This window comes from Serratia sp. BNK-4, from assembly GCF_048685115.1.
GTDB classification, from domain to species: domain Bacteria; phylum Pseudomonadota; class Gammaproteobacteria; order Enterobacterales; family Enterobacteriaceae; genus Serratia; species Serratia bockelmannii.
This window is the reverse complement of the sequence record NZ_JBLQTM010000001.1, coordinates 2,227,435-2,248,884: the sequence shown is the minus strand read 5'-3', so window position 1 is coordinate 2,248,884 and position 21,450 is coordinate 2,227,435. Positions and strand designations below refer to the sequence as shown.

At 58.4% G+C, this 21,450-nt stretch carries 20 protein-coding genes and 1 riboswitch; of the genes, 7 read left to right on the top strand and 13 right to left on the bottom strand.

What is annotated here, in order from left to right:
- Positions 1-93 precede the first annotated feature (93 nt).
- Positions 94-516 carry an MAPEG family protein gene (locus tag ACMGGW_RS10905; RefSeq protein WP_025302848.1) on the top strand — a complete coding sequence of 141 codons (423 nt, stop codon included), beginning with the start codon at positions 94-96 and terminating at the stop codon, positions 514-516.
- Positions 513-869: a thioredoxin family protein gene (locus tag ACMGGW_RS10900; RefSeq protein ID WP_025302847.1), complete on the top strand. Its 357-nt coding sequence runs from the start codon at positions 513-515 to the stop codon at positions 867-869. The genes ACMGGW_RS10905 and ACMGGW_RS10900 overlap by 4 nt, the downstream gene beginning before the upstream one ends.
- On the opposite strand, the gene ACMGGW_RS10895 is transcribed toward ACMGGW_RS10900, so the two are convergent.
- The 9 genes from ACMGGW_RS10895 to ACMGGW_RS10855 form a co-directional block, all read right to left on the bottom strand.
- Positions 850-2,385, bottom strand: a complete 1,536-nt coding sequence (locus ACMGGW_RS10895; protein WP_025302846.1) for a phospholipase D family protein — start codon at positions 2,383-2,385, stop codon at positions 850-852. The two genes, ACMGGW_RS10900 and ACMGGW_RS10895, sit on opposite strands and share 20 nt — an antisense overlap.
- 186 nt (positions 2,386-2,571) lie before the next feature.
- The gene (locus tag ACMGGW_RS10890) at positions 2,572-2,745 is read right to left on the bottom strand and encodes a hypothetical protein (protein WP_154649133.1); all 174 of its coding nucleotides are present in this window, start codon (positions 2,743-2,745) and stop codon (positions 2,572-2,574) included.
- A 4-nt stretch (positions 2,746-2,749) separates the two neighbouring features.
- Positions 2,750-5,848 carry an efflux RND transporter permease subunit gene (locus ACMGGW_RS10885; RefSeq protein WP_089180906.1) on the bottom strand — a complete coding sequence of 1,033 codons (3,099 nt, stop codon included), beginning with the start codon at positions 5,846-5,848 and terminating at the stop codon, positions 2,750-2,752.
- Positions 5,845-6,954, bottom strand: coding sequence for an efflux RND transporter periplasmic adaptor subunit (locus ACMGGW_RS10880; protein WP_060447169.1), 1,110 nt, complete (start codon positions 6,952-6,954; stop codon positions 5,845-5,847). Before ACMGGW_RS10880 ends, ACMGGW_RS10885 begins: the two co-directional genes overlap by 4 nt.
- A gap of 74 nt (positions 6,955-7,028) precedes the next feature.
- Positions 7,029-7,643, bottom strand: a complete 615-nt coding sequence (locus ACMGGW_RS10875) for a TetR/AcrR family transcriptional regulator (protein WP_089180905.1) — start codon at positions 7,641-7,643, stop codon at positions 7,029-7,031.
- A gap of 390 nt (positions 7,644-8,033) precedes the next feature.
- A complete protein-coding gene (locus ACMGGW_RS10870) occupies positions 8,034-8,825 on the bottom strand; it encodes an AraC family transcriptional regulator (protein ID WP_025302842.1) in 792 nt (263 codons plus the stop codon).
- 357 nt (positions 8,826-9,182) lie between these two features.
- A complete protein-coding gene (locus tag ACMGGW_RS10865) occupies positions 9,183-9,500 on the bottom strand; it encodes a cupin domain-containing protein (protein WP_025302841.1) in 318 nt (105 codons plus the stop codon).
- A gap of 314 nt (positions 9,501-9,814) precedes the next feature.
- On the bottom strand, positions 9,815-10,861 hold the full coding sequence (locus tag ACMGGW_RS10860) for an NAD(P)/FAD-dependent oxidoreductase (protein WP_060447172.1): 1,047 nt from the start codon (positions 10,859-10,861) through the stop codon (positions 9,815-9,817).
- 17 nt (positions 10,862-10,878) lie between these two features.
- Positions 10,879-12,051, bottom strand: coding sequence for an MFS transporter (locus ACMGGW_RS10855; RefSeq protein ID WP_230201384.1), 1,173 nt, complete (start codon positions 12,049-12,051; stop codon positions 10,879-10,881).
- A 181-nt stretch (positions 12,052-12,232) separates the two neighbouring features.
- On the opposite strand from ACMGGW_RS10855, the gene ACMGGW_RS10850 reads away from it, so the two are divergent.
- Entirely contained in the window at positions 12,233-13,102 is an 870-nt protein-coding gene (locus tag ACMGGW_RS10850) for a LysR substrate-binding domain-containing protein (RefSeq protein WP_149570021.1), read from the top strand.
- 82 nt (positions 13,103-13,184) lie between these two features.
- On the opposite strand, the gene ACMGGW_RS10845 is transcribed toward ACMGGW_RS10850, so the two are convergent.
- The 3 genes from ACMGGW_RS10845 to ACMGGW_RS10835 all read right to left on the bottom strand — a co-directional run bounded on the left by ACMGGW_RS10845 (position 13,185) and on the right by ACMGGW_RS10835 (position 16,451).
- Entirely contained in the window at positions 13,185-13,592 is a 408-nt protein-coding gene (locus ACMGGW_RS10845; protein ID WP_043137360.1) for a DUF2000 family protein, read from the bottom strand.
- Positions 13,593-13,650: 58 nt separating this feature from the next.
- Positions 13,651-14,499 (bottom strand): AraC family transcriptional regulator, encoded by an 849-nt coding sequence (locus ACMGGW_RS10840; protein WP_043137364.1) that lies wholly within the window; start codon positions 14,497-14,499, stop codon positions 13,651-13,653.
- A gap of 71 nt (positions 14,500-14,570) precedes the next feature.
- Entirely contained in the window at positions 14,571-16,451 is a 1,881-nt protein-coding gene (locus ACMGGW_RS10835; RefSeq protein WP_043137367.1) for a diguanylate cyclase domain-containing protein, read from the bottom strand.
- Between the two features lie 180 nt (positions 16,452-16,631).
- Positions 16,632-16,707: riboswitch (Fluoride riboswitch) on the top strand.
- A gap of 40 nt (positions 16,708-16,747) precedes the next feature.
- Between ACMGGW_RS10835 and ACMGGW_RS10830 the strand changes: the two genes are divergently transcribed.
- From ACMGGW_RS10830 to eno, 3 genes are read left to right on the top strand one after another with little or no spacing between them, the layout of a single operon-like run.
- The gene (locus ACMGGW_RS10830; RefSeq protein WP_167324313.1) at positions 16,748-17,713 is read left to right on the top strand and encodes a DHH family phosphoesterase; all 966 of its coding nucleotides are present in this window, start codon (positions 16,748-16,750) and stop codon (positions 17,711-17,713) included.
- 3 nt (positions 17,714-17,716) lie between these two features.
- Entirely contained in the window at positions 17,717-18,145 is a 429-nt protein-coding gene (locus ACMGGW_RS10825; protein ID WP_025302833.1) for a universal stress protein, read from the top strand.
- Positions 18,146-18,161: 16 nt separating this feature from the next.
- Positions 18,162-19,445 (top strand): phosphopyruvate hydratase, encoded by a 1,284-nt coding sequence (eno, locus tag ACMGGW_RS10820; RefSeq protein ID WP_167324312.1) that lies wholly within the window; start codon positions 18,162-18,164, stop codon positions 19,443-19,445.
- Here eno and ACMGGW_RS10815 read toward each other — a convergent pair.
- The gene (locus ACMGGW_RS10815) at positions 19,442-19,849 is read right to left on the bottom strand and encodes a MerR family transcriptional regulator (protein ID WP_025302831.1); all 408 of its coding nucleotides are present in this window, start codon (positions 19,847-19,849) and stop codon (positions 19,442-19,444) included. The two genes, eno and ACMGGW_RS10815, sit on opposite strands and share 4 nt — an antisense overlap.
- Before the next feature lie 70 nt (positions 19,850-19,919).
- Here ACMGGW_RS10815 and ACMGGW_RS10810 point away from each other — a divergent pair, with 70 nt between their 5' ends.
- Complete coding sequence (locus ACMGGW_RS10810) at positions 19,920-21,140, top strand: NADH:flavin oxidoreductase/NADH oxidase family protein (RefSeq protein ID WP_025302830.1); 1,221 nt, start codon at positions 19,920-19,922, stop codon at positions 21,138-21,140.
- Positions 21,141-21,450: the final 310 nt, after the last annotated feature.

Sequence of the window (21,450 nt, the reverse complement as noted above, 5' to 3'; positions counted from 1 at the left end):
GCTAATTTATATAAATCTAATATAACCTTATATTCATGCCAAGTGGCTCTCCCTGAGGCCGCAGGCCTTCCCCAACACAAGTGAGAATGCATTATGAATATGCCAACCCTGGTACTGCTGGCGTTTGCCGGCTGGACCTTATTGATTCTATTCGGCACCGTCGGCGTTTATCGCTGGTCCAGAATTTTAACCGGCCGTGCCACGGTGAGCGAATGGCAAGCGAACAAACCACAGGGCAGCGATAGCTACCAGCGCGCCATTGCGGCGCATCGCAACTGCATTGAAAATTTGCCGGTTTATACGGCCCTCGTCGTGGCGATAGCCGTATTTCAGGTGGAAAGCACGACGCTGAATGTCTTGTCTCTGGTGCTGCTCGGCGCGCGCATGGCGCAGAGTCTGGTTCACATCGGTTTCGAGCAGACGGAAAACGTCGCCACATGGCGTTTCGCTTTCTTTTTCACACAAATCGTCACGATGTTTTGGATGGGGATAGAGATCGTCGGGAGCCTGCCATGACGATAACGAACCTGGCAGAGCCCCATGAGGTGGCCCATTTCCTCTATGATGCGGATAAACCCAAGGGGCAGCGGGCCATCCTCTACTTTTCCGCCTCCTGGTGTCGCCCCTGCCAGAATATGCAGGGGATCGTTGAACAGCTGCACCGTCACGCCAACGAGATCGCCTTCGGCAGCATTGACGTCGCGCAGGCGCCGACGCTCGCCCCTGCATTCGGTATTAAATCCGTGCCCTCCCTCGCCCTGTTTGAGGATGCGTGCCTCATCGCGATCATTGCGGGCGAGGTTCCCTTGCAACGGCTATCTCACCGGGTGGCGGCGGCATTCGCCGGCGTTACAACATCCACTCAATAGGCAGCCAGCCGGCCACGGTAAGAACGATGCGTTTTACCCAGCCGGCGCCGGGTTCTTGCTGGTGCACCTCGGTATGGCCGTCTTCGAAGGCTTCTTTCCACACCATTTTGCCTTCGGGCGTCAATGCCGGCCGATAGGCGGCGTACTCGAGCGGGCCATCAAACAGTTGGCGGGTGTCGGCCGCCAGCGCCGGGCTGTCGATCAAGAATCCCATTTCGCAGTTCAGGTGCGCCGAGCGCGGATCGAAATTGAACGAGCCGATAAACACCCGCTTATCGTCGATGGCGAAGGTTTTGGCATGCAGCGCAGCGCCGGACAGCCCCAGCGGCTTGAGCTCCTTGCGCCCGGTCGGTTGACCGGCGCGCAGCTTCAGCTCGAACAGTTCGACGCCCGCCTGCAGCAGCTCACGTCGGTATTTGGCGTAGCCCGCATGCACCACCAGCACGTCGGTGGTGTTCATCGCGTTGGTCAGCACGCGAATGGATTTCCCCTGTTTGGCAAGCGATTCAAAGAAAGTCGCCCCTTCTCGCCCCGGCACGAAATAGGCGGAGACCAGATCCAATTGCTGGCTGACGCCGCCGATGATCTTACCCAGTTGCGTCACCATCAAACGATCGCGCGAAGCCTTGCCCAACCCTTTCGCCGGATCGTCGGCCACCAGCTCTACCTGGGTGAATTCCGGCTGTATGGCGCCATCGCGAAAGCGCACCGCGCTGGTTTCCAGCTGCACCGCCAGTTTACGGGCGCGCTCGCTGGTTTCGGTGGCGGCGGCCTGCGTCAGGAAGGCGGAAAGATCGCCTTTTCCCCGAATAATCTGCTCAACGCCGAACACCGAGGCGCTGTTCCAGTAGCGATCGAAGACCTCGGCGGTCTCCGCCACCACGTTGCCGACGCTCAACACGTCGAGATCGAGGAAATAGTTTTCGTCACCGACCTGAAAATACTCGTCGCCGATGTTGCGGCCGCCGATGATCGCCACGGCACCGTCGACGATGTAGGACTTGTTATGCATGCGCCGGTTCATGCGCATAAAGTCGAAGGCGTAACCGGCCAGCTTCGGCGTACGTACGGTGGACGGATTGAACAGACGGATCTCGACGTTTTCCTGGGCGTTCAGCGCCGCCAGCGTCTCATCCATGGCGACGCCGTTATCGTCCAGCAGCAGCCGCACGCGCACCCCACGTTGGGCCGCGTCATACAGGGTTTTCAGCAGGATCTGCCCGGAGGTGTCGTTATGCCAGATGTAGTACTGAGCGTCGATAGACCTTTCCGCCATCCGCGCCAGCGCCAGGCGGCTGGCGAACGCATCGTGGCCGCTGACCAGCGGCACCACGCCGCTCAGGCCGGAATGTGCCGCCATCTGTTCGGCGGCCCGCGCCGGCAATAGCGCGGTAGGATCAGCCGGCAATGCCGCCTGCGGCAGACGCTGCGAAATATCCGGCAAACGAAAGATGACTCTTGCCGCAATAATGGCGATCGTCACGGCGATAATCAGATACACGACAATTTTTATCACGGGAGGCGGCCTCGGAGGTTGACTGCTTTGCTTTATACGTCATTAGGTTGCTTCAATCTATAGGAGAAGCGCGCTATGCGCGAGGTCCGCTTGGAAAACGAAAAATATCTTACGTTACTATCCAAATCATGCCAGTTGCGCCGTATTGCGCAACTGGCATATCTATCGGCTTTAATTTATTCCAGCTTAGGCATGATGCTTAAATGACGAACATCCATTTCTGTCAGCGCAACGCCATTCAACGGCGAAGCGCCATCGATATCCCTGACGGTACCAACCTCTGGCTTTAAAAGCCAAGGCGGCAGCCCTGCCAATGCCTGATGAAACGCCGGCAATCAGAACAGCTTTATATTCAGACATTTTTTTATCCTTCAGACGTGGAATGGCTTTCGGTTGGCAAGGTTGCCGTTGGGCTCTTTATCCGGAACCAGATAGCATACATAGCAGGCAGGAACACCAGCGTAATAATGGTTCCACCCAGTGTCCCGCCTATCAGGGTATAGGCCAGGGTTCCCCAGAATACCGAGTGGGTTAACGGGATAAAGGCCAGAATGGCCGCCATCGCCGTCAGCAGTACAGGCCTGGAGCGCTGTACCGTTGCCTCAATGACCGCATGATAGGGTTCAAGCCCTTCCTGCTCGTTGTGATGGATCTGCCCAATGAGGATCAGCGTGTTACGCATCAAGATCCCTGACAGGGCAATCAAACCAACCAGCGCATTGATACCAAAGGGCTGGTTGAAGAGCAGCAAGGTTGGCACCACACCGACCAGCCCCAGAGGTGCGGTCATAAAGACCATCACCATCGCCGACATCGAACGCACCTGAAGGATAATGATCAGCAATGTCATGGCTATCATGATAGGGAATAACGGCACCATCGCTTGGGTAGCTTTCCCTGACTCCTCAATAGAGCCTGCCTGTTCAACCCGGTATCCATTCGGAAGCGTTGTGATGATGGGCTGCAGTTGTTTAAAAATCGCAGTGGAAACATCAGGTGCCTGAAGGGATTCGGCAATATCGCCTCGCACGGTAATGGTTAGCATACGGTCACGACGTCGCAGGACCGGGTCTTCCATGCGCACTTCGACCTCGCCAACCTGCGATAACGGAATACGCTGCCCTGCAGAACCGACCAGGGTGAAACCCTCTATTTTCGCCGGATCAAGTCTGATATCGCCGGCAGCGCGTCCCACGACCTGCACCGAACGGATATCTTCGCGCACCGCGGTGATAGGAACACCCGAAAGCAAGAATTGAAGCTGCTGGGCCACGGCATTTGACGTCAGCCCCACGGCCTGCAGGCGGTCCTGATTCAGGGTGAAATGCAGTGTTGGCACGCGTGAGCCCCAATCCGTGTTGACCGTTCTCATCAGCGGGCTGGCCTGCATCAGCATTTTCACCTTGTCCGCGATGTCTCGTAATACCGTCGGATCAGGCCCTGTCACACGGAAGGCAACCGGATAGGGTGAGTAAGGGCCAAACACCAGTTGGGTCACGCGAACTCGCGCCTCAGGAGCCAGTCCATCAGCCGCAGCCTGGCGAAGACGGAACTTAAGCGCCTCACGGGCTCCCTCACTGTCCGTCAGGATAACAATTTTCGCAAAAGAGGGATCAGGTAGCTCGGGTGCCATGGCGAGATAAAAACGAGGTGCCCCTTGCCCGATATAAGCCGTCACGATTTTTGCTTCTTTCTGGTGCTTCAGCCAGTCCTCAATTTTCGTCACGGCGGCGCTGGTTCGTTCAATGGACGAGCCATACGGCATCTGGACGTCCACAAGGACCTCTGGCCGGTCAGACGTCGGGAAAAACTGTTTTTTCACCAGCGCCATGCCGAGAACAGCAACGGTGAATACCGCGACGACAGAAGCCGCGACCAGCCATTTTCGCGCGATGACCTGCGCCAGCAACTGACGAAAACGGTTGTAGCGGCGGGTGTTGTAGATAGCTGTGTGCCCCCCTTGAACCGTTTTGATATCCGGCAGCATTTTCACCCCAAGGTAAGGGGTGAACACCACTGCCACCACCCAGGAGGCAATCAATGCAATTCCCACAATCCAGAACATATTGCTGGTATATTCACCCGCCGTGGATTGTGCAAAACCGTTGGGCATAAAGCCAACGGCCGTCACCAGGGTGCCTGCCAGCATCGGCGCAGCAGTGTGGCTCCATGCATAGGCCGAGGCTTTGATTCGGTCGTACCCCTCCTCCATTTTCACCACCATCATTTCAATGGCAATGATGGCGTCATCCACCAACAACCCCAGGGCCAGGATGAGCGAGCCCAGGGTAATACGGTCGAAGTTTTTACCTGACGCCTCCATGACCACAAAGACGACAGCCAGCGTCAGGGGCACAGCAGCAGCGACCACCACACCCACACGCCAACCCATACTGAGAAAGCAGACCACCATCACGACCAGCAACGCGACGAAAAATTTGATCATGAACTCATCTACGGCGGAACTGATGTTAACTGACTGATCGGTGACTTTCACGAATGTCATGCCGAGTGGCATGTCCGCATTGATGCTGGCGGCTTCCTTATCCAGCGCTTTACCCAGCTCTAGACCATTCCAGCCCTCACGCATCACGATACCCAGCAGAAGTGCAGGTTCGCCCTGATTACGCACCATAAAGGTCGCCGGATCTTCGTAGCCACGCTCGACCGTCGCCACATCGGAAAGCTTCAGCGTCCTCCCTTGCACCACAACCGGCGTTTCACGAATTTTTTCCAGTGTGTCAAAAGCCCCATCCAGACGGATAAAAACCTGCGGCCCACGGGTATCTATCGAGCCCGCAGGTGTCAGCACGTTCTGGTTGTTCAGGGCTGCAAAGATATCCTGGGCAGAGACCCCCAGGGTTGCCAGACGGTCATGGGAAAATGAGACAAATATCCGCTCGGCCTGCTCACCGATAATATTGACTTTTTTTACCCCGGGAACATGTAATAAGCGCTGGCGTAATGACTCGGCATCGCGCACCAGTAGCCGCTGTGACTCGCCTTTTGCCTTCAGCGCAAAGAGCGCAAACGTGACATCCGAAAACTCATCGTTAACCATCGGCCCAGACACCCCTGCCGGCAAGTTTTTAGCCTCGTCGCTGAGTTTTTTGCGTGCCTGATAGAACGCTTCCTGGACCTCTGAGGGGGGAGTGCTGTCCAACAATGAGAGCATGGTAAAAGCCAGACCGGGACGCGTGTAGGTCTCTGTGCGGTCATACCACTTGAGCTCCTGGAGACGCTTCTCCAGCGGTTCGGCCACCTGATCCTGCATTTCCTTAGCCGTTGCTCCAGGCCAGGCGGAAATGATGGTCATCTGCTTGACCGTAAAAGGCGGGTCTTCTGCGCGCCCCAGCCCAAGGAACGAGAGAATACCGGCAACGGTGATCAACAGGATAAGAAACAGCGTAACGGAACGCTCGCGTACGGCGAGCGCGGAAAGATTGAAACGTCCGCGACTCATGGACGACTCCCGGCGACACGGATATCGCTCTGCTTCGCCAGCCGGACTGTCTCACCATCATGCAGTAGATGAGCGCCCAGCGCTACGACCTGTTCGCCAGGCTTAAGGCTGCCGGTTACGCTTGCTGCATCATCCCCGAGGCTCACGACCTGTACGGACCGCCAGGTCACTCTGGCGGGATTTCCTGAAATGCTCCAGACCCCCGGACCTTTACCCGCGTCAAAAACAGCCGCTAAAGGCACCTGCAGCAACGGCTGCGATGCTCTGCTCTGCGCAATATGGATGGTGACAGTGGCCCCCAGAGGGGCACCAGACAATGGACCGTCGAGCACGTACCTTGCTTCAAACGTGCGCGTCAGCGGATCGGCTGCATCAGAGAGTAACCGTAGCTTCGCGGAAACAGAGGGTGTATCGCTGCCGTACAGAGAGGCCTGTGCCACGCTTCCAATTACCGGGCGCAGCGTCTCAGGCAGTTGGACGACCGCTTCGCGTTGTCCAGCCCTCGCCAGCCTGATAACTGGCTGTCCGGCACTGACCACCTGACCTGGCTCGGCCAGCGTGTCCATCACCACTCCGTCGGCGTCAGCGACCAGGACTGCATAGCCCATGGCGTTTTGCGCCACATTCGCCTGCGCCTGGGCGGCACTGAGGTCAGCCCTGGCCGTCTCTGCGGCAGCCTTAACCTGATCGTAAGCGGATGCCGACACAGCACCTGTAGTGACCAGACCGCGATAACGCGATTCATCATCCGCTGTCTGTCGGGCTCGCGCTTTTGCTGCGGCGACTGCCTGCTGTTGAGCCTGAGCCTGTAGGCTCAGATCAACCGGATCCAGACGCATTAACGGCTGGCCACGTTTCACGGCCTGGCCGGTATCGACGAGACGTTCCAGGATTTTGCCTTGAACCCTGAAACCAAGGTCGCTCTGAATTCGTGCAACCACCACCCCCGTAAAAGCACGGGAAAAGTCGGTTGCATTGATCGCTGCGGCAGACCTGACCAGAGGTGGCAGACTGCGTGGATCGCGGTTATCGGAAGCCTCACCGCAGGCCACAAGGGCAAACGGCAACAGACAGACAGCAAAGGTGACAGGTTTAAGTCCGAGCATGGGTTCCCTTAATTAATTAACAGGACAGGAACCCATACTTATACTTGTGACCATTATTGTCAATGGTCACAAAGTCAGGGTGACAAACTTCTCAAGATCAGTGATGGCAGCAACACCGCCGCTGCTTGGACGGTGTCCAAATTATATTGCAGCTGAACCGGGCTGATATAGGGACGCATGACCATAAAAATCGCATCCGCCGCCTCATCCAGTGGCGTTTTTCTTTCGAACTCACCTGCCTGGCGCCCTTCAACAATGATCTGCTCGATTAGCTGCCGCAGGTGCTGCTCATGAGCTTGTGCTGAGGGCCATTTATCACGCACAGCAACAGCCGCAATATCGTGCAACTTACGGTCATGAAAAAATAAATCGCAGCCAGATTCTGACAATGCCTTGAATAACCGCCTTATTTTCTCTGCAGCTGTCGGCGCATCCGCAATCGCTGCGTGGACAATATCCCTTATGATCGCCAGCCGATTAGCGCAGATCACTTCTCCAATCGCCTGCTTGGAATCGAAAAATTTATAGATATAAGCTTTTGAAAAACCAATTGCTTTGGCGAGGTCGGAAACCGTTGTTTTTTCGTAGCCATAGTGACCGAAATGCTCAGTGGCCGCGTCAACGACCTGATCGCGGACACTGTGGTCGGAAGGTCCCCTGGAAGGGGTTTCATTCATCTGTTTAGTCATTTTCCCATCCTAGCTCAATGAAGCCCGGCTGACAACGAGTGACCAATTGGTAATATGGTCACAATTCAAATTCGGTTCAAGGCTTCTTCCTGTTTGCCCTAAATACACTTGCACTCTGGCAGACTTTTCGCCGGATGATACAGCGCCCCCGGGCACTCCACTTAATCAACAAAACGGAACATCTCACCATGAATAATGACGTCATCATCATCGGCGGCAGCTTTGCCGGTCTCGCCGCAGCCCTGCTATCAATATGGTTAATGCCCGCGCGGACAGCCTCTCTGATACTCCCTCAGTCACCACGGCGCGATGGCGGGTATCTTCGCTCGGCAGTCGATGCTCACCTGAGTGCAAGCAACAACAATCTCCAAGCGGATCACTGCCATAAGGCTATAGCGTAAAGCGCGAAGGCGAAACGCCAAACAGTTTTTTGAACGCCACCGAATAGGCGCTGTGGCTCTCATAACCGCTTTCGAAGGCGGCGTGGATGATCGAGTTGCCCGCCAGCAGCAGCGGGATGGACGACAACAGCCGTAGACGCTGTTTCCACTGACCAAAGGTGATGCCGGTTTGTTGAGTGAAGTGACGCTGGAAGGTTTTCGCGCTGATCGACAATGAATCCGCCCAGATCTCAATGCCGCGATCGTCGGCCGGCGTGATGACCAACTGCCGGCAAATGTCAGCCATTCTCGCTTCCATCGGCCAAGGGAGATGCAGCGCCAGCTGCGGCTGCAGGCTCAGTTCCTCGAGGAACAATGCTCTGAGCAACGCGTGGCGTTTGGTCTCCTCGCCCTCGGGCGCCAGCGTCGCCAACTGGGCGATCAGCTCGCGCAGCAGCGGCGACACCTGCAAGACGCCGTCGCGCAACGGCAACCGCGCGGCGGTGAATTCATCAACAAAAATCCCGTAAACGCAAATGTTGCTCTGCATGACCAACTGATGTTCTACCCCCGGCCGCAGCCAGACTGCGGTGGTAGGCGGTACGATCCAGCGTCCGCAGCTCGCCTCGACCGCCATAACACCCTGTTGCGAATAGAGCAAATGGCAGCGTTTATGCGAGTGGTAAGGAATGACAAAGCCCGCCGGGTAGTGTTTCACCAGCCCCGTCACCTCGAACGCAGAGTTTTCGTGGCTGCTGAGGTCGATGCGTTTCGTTTCGGCGTTGTCGACGTCGAATCCCATGGTCGTTTGTCCCTTTTGATAACGCGAATGTCTTTTATTTGATAGAGAGGCCGCATGATCCTCCATATAGTGACGTTCTCGCAAGCCACACCAGGGGCCTTATGCGAAGAAACTCACTATTTACACCAAAATTTCATCGTTCTGCTTAAAACGAAGGCGATGACGTTGCGCATGCGCTGCGCAATGGCGGCTCGTTGCGGGGGCGACGCGGCCGAAAGTGATGGAAAGGGAAAGCGCGGTGGCTTAAATCAGGAGGTATGCGCATCAATCAGCAGGTAGCTCAGCCTGGGGGGCGGCTTAATGCTAAAGGGATAGGGAGAGCGCCTAGGCTCTCCTCCATCCAGAATGGTTATCTCGTCAACGGGCCAACTCGGCGCCGTCCAGCTCGGAAATCGCCAGACAAATCACTTCCGTGATGGCCTGTACCGTATAGGCGGTCTTGGCAGGAATGATTAACATCTCATGGGGTTGCAACGTCTGATCGTCAACCTTCAGTTCACCGCTCAGCACCATCAGTTTCACCCAGCCCGGATGAAAACGCGCCGGTTGTTGGCTGCCCGCATCGAGCTTCAGCAACGCCGTATGGCCAGGCGTCTCCCGTTTCAAAATGTGAAAGTGTACCCCATCGTAAGGCATGTTTTCGTAATGCAGTGACGCCAGTGTTCTCTTATGCATGGTAAGTGTCCTCGTGACCTGTGAGTAGCTGCTCCGCCTTCGGTCGCCGTAAAAACGATTGGCGGCTGTCCCTACCGAAAGCACCGGCTCGCAGCCTCTTGGCGAACGGATTAACTGTCGTACTTGCAGCGGCCAGATCGACCGCCGTTTCATGCCTAACCTGCCTCAGGCATGCTACTAAATATATAAGAGCCTCGCCGAGGGCGCAAAAAACCGCTGCAGGGTTGAGCGTATTACGGTGCTGATCCGTAGTCGGAAAACCTGAACGGCGAGACCAAGGCGCCGTCTGCCGGAGATCGCGATGGTCTCCCCCTTCACACCCCATCATTAATAAATCGCGCCGGGCGATAAGCGTGCGGAATGGCGGAATTGACGCCATGCAGCAGCTCGTCTCCGATCAGCCGGCCAAGCGTCGGTGCGCACATCACGGCCGGATGCATCACCGCCACATAGAGGCAGGTGGCGCCCAGCGGCCCAACGATGGGATAACCGTCGCGCGGCCGAGGGCGCATCCCCACCGAACACGCCTGCAGTTTCAAGGGCGCCGTGCCTGGCAGGCGCCCTTCAATCGCCGATTGCGCTTCGCCCTCCACGCGATTTTCATCGCCGTGCGCAGGATAATCTTCCGCCGCCAGCAGATCGCCATTTTGTGCATGACGCACTTCGATGTCGTCGCCCGCAATCAGCGTGTTCACCACCTGCGCCGCCGCGTGATAGCGTAACAAAATGGCCGGCGACGCCTCGATCGGCAGCGAGAATCCGCTGCCGTCCAACAGCGCCGAGATCCCCGTGCCACAGGCGAGCACCACCCGATCGGCGGTAATCGCGCCTTCCTCGGTAACGATGCCGATTATCTGCCCGTCTTCACGCAAAAATCCGCTGACGGTTCGCCCCAGGAACAACTCCCCGCCCCACGCGCGAACGCATTCGAGCAACCGCTGTGTCACCTCTTGCGGATCGACGGCGCCGTCACGCGCCGCAAAATAGGCTTGACTATCGGGCTGCCTGAGCCCCGGTTCCAGCGCGGTCACCTCGGCGGAGGGCAAAAGCCGATTATCGGGGTTTTGCGTCGCCGGCGCCTGACCATAGCTGAGCGCGCCGGACCAATTCACCCAGAGATCCGGGATCTCCTGCGCCAGGCGTATCCAGTCAGCCACGATCTCGCGCCGCAGAAACGCGTCGGGCGCGCCCTCAGGCACGCCTTCGCTGATCCAGCCAAACGAGCGGCCTGTGGCTCCCGCCGCGGGATGCGCCTGCTCAACCACGATAACGTGCTGCCCTTGGCGCGCGAGATGATAGGCGATCGATGCGCCGACAATCCCGGCGCCCACGATAACCATGCGTGATGATGTTCCATTCATTTAATGATGTCCGAACCTCATTTCAAGTGTTGTCGCCAAAGCAATCCTGCCGCCAGGCAGGCTACCCCGCCGCCGCAGGCCAACACGGCATAAGACGTGCCCCAGCTCTGGGTGGTATCCATCACGATGCCAAAGGATAACGGGGCGAACGAACCGATGCCGAACCCCAGCAACGATCGCCAGCCCATCACGCTGCCGAGCTGTTGCGGCGGCACGTTGTCCGCCATCGCCGCCGACAGCACGCCGGAGTCGCCAAGAATAAAGAAACTGCCGATGCTGACGAACAGCAGCGTCCAGCCCGGCCCCCAGTTCGCCGACCACCCCATCAGCAGCGATCCCAACGCACCGGCGGCGCCCACAAACGTCAGCACCGAGGCACGATTGAAATAGTCGGAAACGGTGCCGACAATCAGCGTGGCGATCATGCCGGCCAGGTGGATCACCGCCGCGGCGATCAATCCGGCGCTGAGCGGATCCAGAGAGAAACCGCTCAACGCCTCGCTGACCAGGCTGGGTGCCCAGGCCCAGTTACCGAGCAGTTCCCAGCTGTGAGCGATATACCCGATCAGCAACAGCAGGGTCGCATAGGTGATAGCATAGCTTTCTCGTTTCGTCTTCCTCCCCAGCGTGCGCGGTTGCGGTTCCTGATAACCGACCAGGGCCAACGAACCCGCCAGCGCCCCCAGTAGCGCACCGGCGGCGCACAGGGCAAACGCCACGCCGGCGCCCCAGCGCATAGCGCTCCAACCGGCGATGAAAACCGACAGAAAATACCCCAACGAACTGGCCGCCAGGATCATGCCGATGGCGTAACCGCGTCGGGCCGGGCCGTTCATCCCCATCGCTAACAGCAGCGCCGGCGTATAGGCGCCGCCCTGCGTCAGGCCGACGAAGGCCATCAACACCAGAGCGCCGATATACGAATGGGCAAACACGGCGAACAGCATCAGCGCACCGGCACCCAGCCAGGAAAACAGCAGATACACCCGACGCGCGCCCAGCGAATCACACCACCAGGAAGCCACCAGCAACGCCAGGGCGTTGGTCAGGCTGAACACCGTCTGCACTGTACCGGCGGAGGCGGCGCCGAGCTGCCACTCGCTTCTGATGGTCGGCAGCGCGCCGGCGAACATCATGGTGCCCAGGCAGAGGCCGGCCCGGCTCACGCAAAGCAAAAAGAAAGCTCGCATCTCAGGGGCGCCTCCCTGTCAACCGCAGGGTGAGGATAACGCCATTAACACGCATGACCGATAGCCAAAAGATCCGCATCATAAACTCAGCAATCAGAAGGAGATGCCTCATCATAGTGAGCAAAATCAACGGCTGACAAACGATCTTTCCTCCCTCACTTGGTTGAGCTAGACTCAACCTATGAAAAAAATTCACTCCCTGCCGCACCTGTCCGCTTTCGAAGCCGCCGCCCGTCTCGGCAGCTTCAGCGCCGCTGCGGATGAGCTGTTTCTCACCACCGGCGCGGTCAGTCGCCACATCCGCAGCCTGGAAGAACAGCTGCAGCTCAAACTGTTTTATCGCGGACACAAGTCCGTGCGGCTGACGCAGGCCGGCGAGAATTTTTCCCGCACTGCGTCCCGAGTGATAAGCGAATTGTTTTCGGCGGAAAGCGCACTGAAAGCGAGCGCCGGCCGGCAGCGGCTGGTGGTACACAGCCTGCCGACGTTCACCATGCACTGGCTGATGCCGAAATTGGCAGCGTTCAACGAGATTCATCCGGAGGTCGCGATTGATATCACCACCGCCACTGGGGCCGTCGATCGCAATATGCCGTTTGACCTGGCGATCCGGCGCGATCCCGCGCACTTCTCCGGACTGAAAGCGATCCCTTTTTTGCAGGAAGACAGCCTGCTGGTCTGCAGCCAAAGCTATTTGCGCACCATGCCGATCAGCGCGCCAGACAATCTGGCCGAGCATACCGCCATTCGCATCCGCGCCCGTGAGGATTTATGGCACAGCTGGTTGAATACCTATCCGACGGCGCTGGACGCCTCGCCGCCGCCGCTGACGCTCGACCATACCTTCGCCGCCATTCAGGCGGCCGAAGACGGCCTGGGACTGGCCGTCGTGCCTTACCTGTTCTGCGCCAAACATCTGTCGTCTGGCCGGCTGGTGTCGCCTTTCCCAGCGTTGACTATCCGAACCGGCGTTTATTCCCTGCTGCTGCGCGATCGGGACGATGAGGTCGTGAGCCAATTCGCCGCCTGGCTGCAAACGTTCCAGGCGTAAGCGCCGTATCGGAAACGCGTCACCCTCCTGGACATGCGCGAGCGTTTCGCGCGTCCAGTCGGTAAACCAGGCAAAGACATTCTCAGGCGTGGAGCGTCAGGCCTTTTATCGCCTTATCCACCGCTTTCTTCGGCCCGCGCAACGCCAGGCCGACCAAATCCAGATTGTCCGCGTCTTCAGCGAGAAAAACCTGCCGGTTGGCTGCATCGTGCCCGGTCGCAAACATGGCGTGCACATAGGGAACCAACGTCAATTCCCGCTCCAGCCCTTTGCGATGCACCTTTTGCAGGCCCGGCAGATCCGCGGCAAAAATCAGCATCGGCTGCCCGGAAATGCCGCCGTAGCGTCTGCCTTGCGCATCCACATAACACTCGCCGATGATTTCCGGGGCGGCGGCGGCGATGCCCGTCGCCAGAAAGGCCACCACATTCAGCCGCTGCCAGGTCTGCAGATCGTCGCGTACGATAAACGCTATCTTGGTATCAAACATGTTTCGCTCTACTCCGTTGTGCTCTTAAAATAAAAGCGCATCATCGGCGATGGGCGAATCAGCGGTATAGAACGTTTGTGCACTGACGTTGATAGGCCGCCGGCGATAAACGGTAGGCGCGCTGGAACCAGCGGCCCAAGTGGCTCTGATCGGCAAAGCCCACCTGCATCGCGACCTGCGCCGGTTCTTCCCCCTGCGCCAACAACAAGCGTGCAGCCCGCAGCCTCAGCCGGACCAGGTAAGCATGCGGCGACTGGCCGAAGGCCCGGGTGAACTGGCGAGTCAGGCGGAAGCGGTCCAGGCCGCACTGAAGCGCAAGTTCATCCAGGCTGGGGTTACCCGCCATGTGCTCGTGCAGGTAGTCTCGTAAGCGATTCATCACAATCAAAGCATCATCGCTTTGGGACGTTGGCCTGACGCGTATATGCCGCGCCAAAAGCGTCAGCAGTTGATCCAGGCTTTGATCGCGCGCCAGCCGGCCTTCCCCCTGATGCAACGCAAAAAAAGCCTGTTGTATCGCGGTCGCCAGCATCGGATCGTCGGTCAACGTGCTGTGGAAGGCGCCTTCCAGCACAGAAACGTCCCCTAATCCGCGGCGGTTCATCGCATCGGAAACCCAATGCTGCGGCAGATAAAGCATGGCATAGGTAAACCCTTCGGCCTGCGGCGCATGACCATCGTGCACCGCGCCCGGCTCGATCAGCATGGCACGTCCCGGCCGGCTGGTATGCAAGGAACGATGACAGTTGAAACGTTGTAAACCTTGCTGCGTCACGCCCACCAGCATTTCGTCATGATCGTGGGGATCGTAGGCATGCCCCTGAAAGTGGGCATTGACGCTTTCGATGCCGGTTTCGTCATCGCGCCGCAGTTCCAGCCAGTCTTTGTGTTGATGATTAGACGCCATGCAGTCAGTCCGGAGTTCTGCTCACAGGAAAGAAGAAAACAGCTTACCCTGAGACGGTCACCGTTTCACGCTCATAACTCGCAGATGGCATAAGTGCCCTTACCGGCCGATTTCGCCTGATACATCGCGCCGTCGGCGCGGGTCAACAGCATCTCCTCCGTCACGTCAGTGTGTGAGGAAATCGCCGCCCCCAGGCTGGCGGACAGGCTCACCGTCTGCTGCCCGATCTGCGAAATATCAGCCAGCCGCGCCAACACGTTTTCGCAAAATTCGCTGACCTCGCGCTGCGGTTCCGCCAACGGCCACAGGATGACCGTGAATTCGTCACCGGCCAGGCGCGAAACGCTATGGCGCTCGCCGGCGCAGGCGCTGAGCAACCTGGCGAACGTCTTGAGGATCAGATCGCCGAAGTCATGGCCATAGCTGTCATTGAGGGCTTTGAAACCATCGAGATCGATGAACACCAGCGCCATTTGCCGCTGTTCGCAACAGGCCTGCACCGTGCTGGACAACCGACGCAGAAAAGCGCGGCGGTTGGTCAACCCAGTCAGCATGTCGTGCGTAGCATCGTACTCCAGCCGTTGCTGCAGGCGCTTCAACTCGGTAATGTCCATGGACAGAATGTAAAACCCCTGAGCCTCGCACGGCACCAGCGTAGTGTGGATCATCAGCAACCCCTTCTGGGTCTGGAGCTCATTTTCGAAGCTCACCATTTCCCCCGCCAGGGCCCTGTCTATCATCGGTTTCGCTATCTGATAAACGTTCTCCCCCATAAAATCGCGCACCGTCATTCCTCTAAGGCGGCTTTCTTCCAGGCCAAACCAGGTTTTATAGGCGCTGTTAGCGAACAGGTAGCGTTCATTACCGTCGATTTGGCTGATCAACGCCGGCATGTTGTCAGTAATGGCCCGCAGGCGTTCCTTCTCCGTGCTGAGCTGATATTCGGCGAGTACCCGGGTTTCAATCTCTTCGTTGAGTTTCTTGACGACCACGTTCAGCTCCCGCGTGCGGATTTCGACGCGTTGTTCCAGCTCGTGTTGCAGAGAGAACAGATCGGCCTCCGCCGCCTTGCGCTCGCTGATATCGACGATAACCGAGATGAAATGATCCGGTTTGCCGTTAGGCAGCCGGTTTAACGCCACCGTCAGCTGCACCCAGACGATCGAGCCATCGGCACGGAAATAGCGTTTCTCCAGCGAGTAAGTACTGATCTCGTTTCTCAGCAGTTGCTGCAGTTTTTCCAGATCGGTGTTGAGATCGAGCGGATAGGTAATGTCCTGAAAGGTGCGATCCATCAGCTCGCGCTCGGAATAGTGCAACATTTCGCAGATGCGCGGATTGACCCGCAGCCAATACCCCTGCAGTGACACCAGCGCCATCCCTACCGCCGCCTGGGCGAAGGTCTGTTCGAACAAGGCTTCCGAGCGTTGCAGGTTGGACTTCAGGTTTTCGGTATAGACATGGCGTTCAATGCTCTGCAGGTACTCTTCCACCACGGCGGCGAAGTCGTGCAGGTCGGCCACCTGTTCCGGAGAAAACGGCTGCGGCTGGCTGTCGATAATGCACAGGGTGCCGAGCGGCAAACCGTCGAGCGACAGCAGCGGTTGCCCAACGTAGAAACCGATTCGCGGCCCGCCGATCACCAGCGGATTGTCGAAAAAACGCGGGTCGTTGGCGGTATCGGGCACCACCAGCGCTTCACGTTGCAAGATCGCATGGCCACAAAATGAGATGTTACGCGGCGTTTCCCGGACATCCAGACCGTAGCGCGATAGAAACCATTGGCGATCCCGGTCGATCAATGACACCAGCGCAATGGTGACGCCGAAGTATTTCGCCGCCAGCCGTGTAATACGATCCAGTTTTTCCACCGAGTTCGAATCCAGCACGTTCAGCGAGTTCAGTACCGACAGACGTTCGGCTTCGTTTTCGGGGAAGCAGGGTTCAAGCATGTTGTCTCCCATTGTGTCACCCACGGATCCGGCGCAGCCAGCCTGCGTGATTCCGTTCAGCCTATCCGTCGGTTAGCGGCAAATATCCTTGTCCATCATAGACTCACTCAGTATCAATCCGATTGCGCATTCTCGCCAGCTTTGCCGGGCGTTGCGTTTGCCACCGCGCTGCGCTACAGTCGTTCACAAGGTGATGGTGTTCCACCTTTCCCAACCGCCGCGTTCGCTCGAACCGGATGATGACGCCTGATATACAACTTCGCTTTATTTTTTAGGCAGGTATGTCAGGAGTCGCTATGAATGAAATCTCACGTATTACCCCTTTTCCGTCCCAGCCTGATCTCGCCGTGCGGGAAATGCCGCTGTACGTTTTCGGCCATAAAAATCCCGACAGCGACAGCATCTGCAGCGCGCTGGTGGTCGCGGACTGGCTCAATCACCTCGGCAAACCGGCCGTCGCTTTCCGCCTTGGCGAATTGACGCCGGAAACCCGCTACATACTGGCCGCCGCCGGCGTACAAGCGCCTGCGCTGCTGACAGACGATCTCCGTGACCGCAAAGTCTGGCTGGTGGATTTTACCGACGTCGAACAAGGGCCGGCCTCATTGCCCGACAGCGATGTGGTCGGCGTTATCGATCATCACCGGCTGGGCACCTTGATCACCCGCAACCCGCCCGATGTCTGGATCCGCGCCGTTGGCTGTTGCGCCACCGTGATCCTGTCCATACTGGCGTCAGATACGCCGATGCCGCTTTCTTCCGCCCAGGCCACACTGCTGCTGGGCGCGATTTTGAGCGATACCGTTGCGCTGAGCGCACCGACCACCACCGAACAGGATCGGGTGGCGGTCGCGCGGTTATGCGCAATCTCTCACGTTGACTATGACGCCTTCACCGCCGGATTGCTTGCCGCCAAAACCGATCTTTCGGGGCAATCCGCCCCGCAGTTGCTGCACCGTGACGCTAAGAATTACCGCATCCATAGCGTCTCGCTGCTGCTGTCGCAGATAGAAGTGCGGGCTATGAGCGATATCGATCCGCTGTTGCCCGCGCTGCAACAGGCGCTCGATCAGGCTAAGCAGGAGGCCGGGCTGGAGATGGCCGCGCTGCTGGTTACCGATATCACCCGCCACCGCTCTACCCTGTATTTCTCGTCGAACCGGGTGCTCGCCATTCGGCAGGTGTCGCTGCCCGGCATGACGAGCCGGAAAAAAGAGGTTTTACCGTGGTTAACCCTACAGATTGCTAACGCAGGGAGATAAGTCATGTCGCTCTATCAACATGCTTTACTGCTGGTGCAGGATGAACGCGACGGCCGGCTGCTGTTGCGCCATGCCGAACGCCTCAATCAGCAGATGAATACGCGCATTACCGTGGCGCACATCAGCGCCGACTATGCCGAGCTGGACTACCTCAGCGATGCACAAACCAAAGATCGCCAGTCCAGCGAGGTGATCGCTGCCAAAGCCATGCTCAGCCGGCTGGTGGAAGACTGCACAATCCCCCTGGAGGTGCGCGCAATTGTCAGTATTCACCGCTTCAAAGACATCGAGGCCCTGATTGCCCGTGAAGGCGTCGATCTGTTGCTGCTCGGCCATCAGAACCGTCCGTTCGGCGTCTTTGCCTCCTTCGGCTTCGAGTTCATTAACCATTTGTCGATCGACGTGCTGATAAAGCACGTGCCCACTCCCTAGAATGAGGTGATCATCCATGAGCTATGAAATTGAAAACGTAACCGCCAGAGAGATCCTGGATTCGCGCGGCAACCCCACCGTCGAAGTTGAAATGACTGCGGCGGGCGTCGTGGCACGGGCTTCGGTTCCCTCCGGCGCCAGCACCGGTTCACGCGAGGCGGTGGAACACCGCGACGGCGATCCGCACCGTTACGGCGGTAAAGGCGTTCAGGAAGCGGTGCAAAGCGTCAAAACGGCGATCAATGAAGCGCTGCGCGGGGTGGATGTACGCCAACAAGGGGAGATTGACCGCCGGTTGATCGCACTGGACGGCAGCGAGAACAAGAGCCGATTGGGGGCCAACGCCCTGCTCGGCGTTTCTCTGGCCGCCGCCCGCCTCGCGGCGCAATTGTCGCAGCTGCCGCTGTATCATTATCTGGGCGGTCTCGGCGCCAACCTGCTGCCGGTGCCCTGCATGAATATCATCAACGGCGGCGTGCATGCCCGCTGGCAAGGTGCGGACTTTCAGGAATTTATGATAGCGCCGCTGGGCGCGCCGTCGCTGCGCGAGGCCGTGCGCTGGGGCAGTGAAGTTTATCAGGCGCTGCGCCAAATTCTGTTGGAGAAAGGCCTGTCGGTCGGCGTTGGCGACGAAGGCGGTTTTGCGCCGGCGGTTGCCTCTAACCGGCAACCGCTGGAGCTGATCGTACAGGCGATAGAGAAAGCCGGTTATCAACCGGGAGACGATATCGCCATTTGCATGGACCCGGCCTCGAGTGAATTCTATGCCAACGGCAAATACCGCCTGCGCAGCGAAAACGCTGAACTGGATGCCGAACAGATGACGGCCTATTACCAGCGGCTGGTGCAAGATTTTCCCATCGTGCTGATTGAAGACGGTTTGGCCGAGGACGACTGGGCGGGCTGGCGCATTCTCAGCGACGCCCTGGGCGATCAGGTGGAACTGGTCGGTGACGATCTGTTCGTCACCAACGTGAAATACATCCAGCGCGGGATTGATGAAAGATTGGCCAATGCGGCGCTGATCAAGCTGAACCAGATTGGCACGCTGAGCGAAACTTTCGCCGCCGTGCAGCTTTGCCAGGCAAATGGCTGGGGCGCCTTTATCTCACACCGCAGCGGCGAAACCGTCGACAGCTTTATCGCCGATATGACGGTTGCGATGCGAGCTGGCCATGTGAAAACCGGCGCGCCGTGCCGCGGCGAGCGGATCGAAAAATACAATCAGCTGATGCGCATCGAAGACCAATTGGGCATCGCGGCGGTATATGCCGGGCGCGCCGCCTTTAAACACCGTTAATCTTTGCAGGCCGGCCACGCACCGGCCTGTTTTTCATTTTTTGCGCGGCATAATCCCGCCACGCCGGATTCCAACAGAATACGCCGCGTCGCCATCAACGTCTCACGCTGCTCGTTCAGCGTCGCCATCATCCGCTCGATTTCCGCCAGCCGGCTGTCGACGCCCTGTATCAACCCATCCTGATAGGCGCTGCCCTGCAGCGCCAATACCCCGCGGATCGCCTGCAGCGAAAACCCCAGATTCTGGCCGATTTGGATCAGGTGCAGCCGCTCCAGCGCGCTTTCGCTATACACCCGATATCCGTTAACGCCGCGCACCGCTTTGGGCAGCAGACCCTGCTGTTCGTAGTAACGTATCGCCGAGGCGGCCATGCCGGCGCGCTCCGCCAACTCTCCGATTTTCATGCCCTATTGACCTTAAAGTTAACTTTAACCCTAGTATAGCGCCATTCCCCCTGCGACAGGAACGTACCCGATGTTTACCCCACTGATTCTGCCCAACGGCAGCCGCTTACCCAACCGTCTGGCCAAGGCCGCGTTGGAAGAAAATCTGGCCGATGAGGGCCAACTGCCCGGCCCCGCGCTATGGCGCCTGTATCGCCACTGGGGTATCGGCGGCGCCGGCCTCATCATCACCGGCAACGTGATGATCGACGGACGCGCCATGACCGGCCCCGGCGGCGTAGTGTTGGAACAGGATACGCCGCTCGAGGCGTTCAAAACCTGGGCGGCGGCCTCGCGCCAAGAAGGCGCACAGGTATGGATGCAGCTCAGCCACCCGGGCCGTCAGGTGATGGCCAACATGGGCGGTAACGCCTGGGCGCCCTCCGCCATTCCAATGGCGATGGGCAAGTACAGCAAGCAGTTTGCCCCGCCGCAGGCCATGAGCGAAGCGCAGATTGCCGAGGTGATCGCCCGCTTCGCCGCCAGCGCGCACGCCGCCGAACAGGCCGGGTTTACCGGCGTGCAGATCCATGCGGCGCACGGCTACCTCATCTCCCAGTTCTTGTCGCCGTTGTCCAACCAGCGCAGCGATCGTTGGGGGGGCGAGCTGGCGAATCGCGCCCGCCTGCTGCTGGAGGTGGTGCGCGCGGTGCGCCAGCGTGTCTCGCCAGGCTTTTGCGTGGCGGTCAAACTGAACTCCGCCGATTTTCAGCGTGGCGGCTTTTCGCCGGACGAGGCCCGACAGGTATTGTTGATGCTCAACGAACTGCCGGTCGATCTGGTGGAGTTGTCAGGCGGGAGTTATGAGAGCCCGGCGATGCAGGGCGAAGCGGCGGACGACAGCACCCTGGCGCGCGAAGCCTATTTTCTGACCTTCGCCCGCGATCTCGCCGCAGTGGCCCGCATGCCGGTGATGACTACTGGCGGCATCGCCCGCCCGTCGGTGGCGCAACGGGTGCTGAACAGCGGCATCGCGGTGGTCGGCATCGCCACCGCCATGGCGGAAATTCCCGATCTGCCGCACCGCTGGCAAACCGGCGAAGCCCCTCATGCGCTGCCCGCACCGGTAAAATGGCGCGATAAAACGCTGACGCTGCTCGCCCGTATGGCGCTGATCAAGCGCCGCATGCACGCCCTGAGCCGCGATCGGACGCGCAACGTGCGTTACTCCCCGCTGTGGTCGCTGCTCATCGACCGGTGGCGCACCCGCCGCACTCTGCGGCGCTATCACGCCTGGTTACGGCAACGTTAATAACCGCGGTGCCGGCAGACTCGCCGGCACCGCACAAAAATCCCGCTTTTTTGATCGCGCTACGTAAAATCTGCAAGAAATCACCACTCTGGGTACTGCGCTTTTAACGCTCGACCGCTTATATTCATCACAAATTTTGTGTATATAACCGCTATAGGACTTAAGGTGGTGAATAGATGAAAATAAGCCGCTATTTTCTATTTATGTTATTAATCGGAAATTCACCTTAATAATAAATGCATTAAAGAAGTAGCCAAAGGAAAGCAGAAAAGGATTTTTACGCAATGTTAAAGAAATGTTGTTTTTTGCT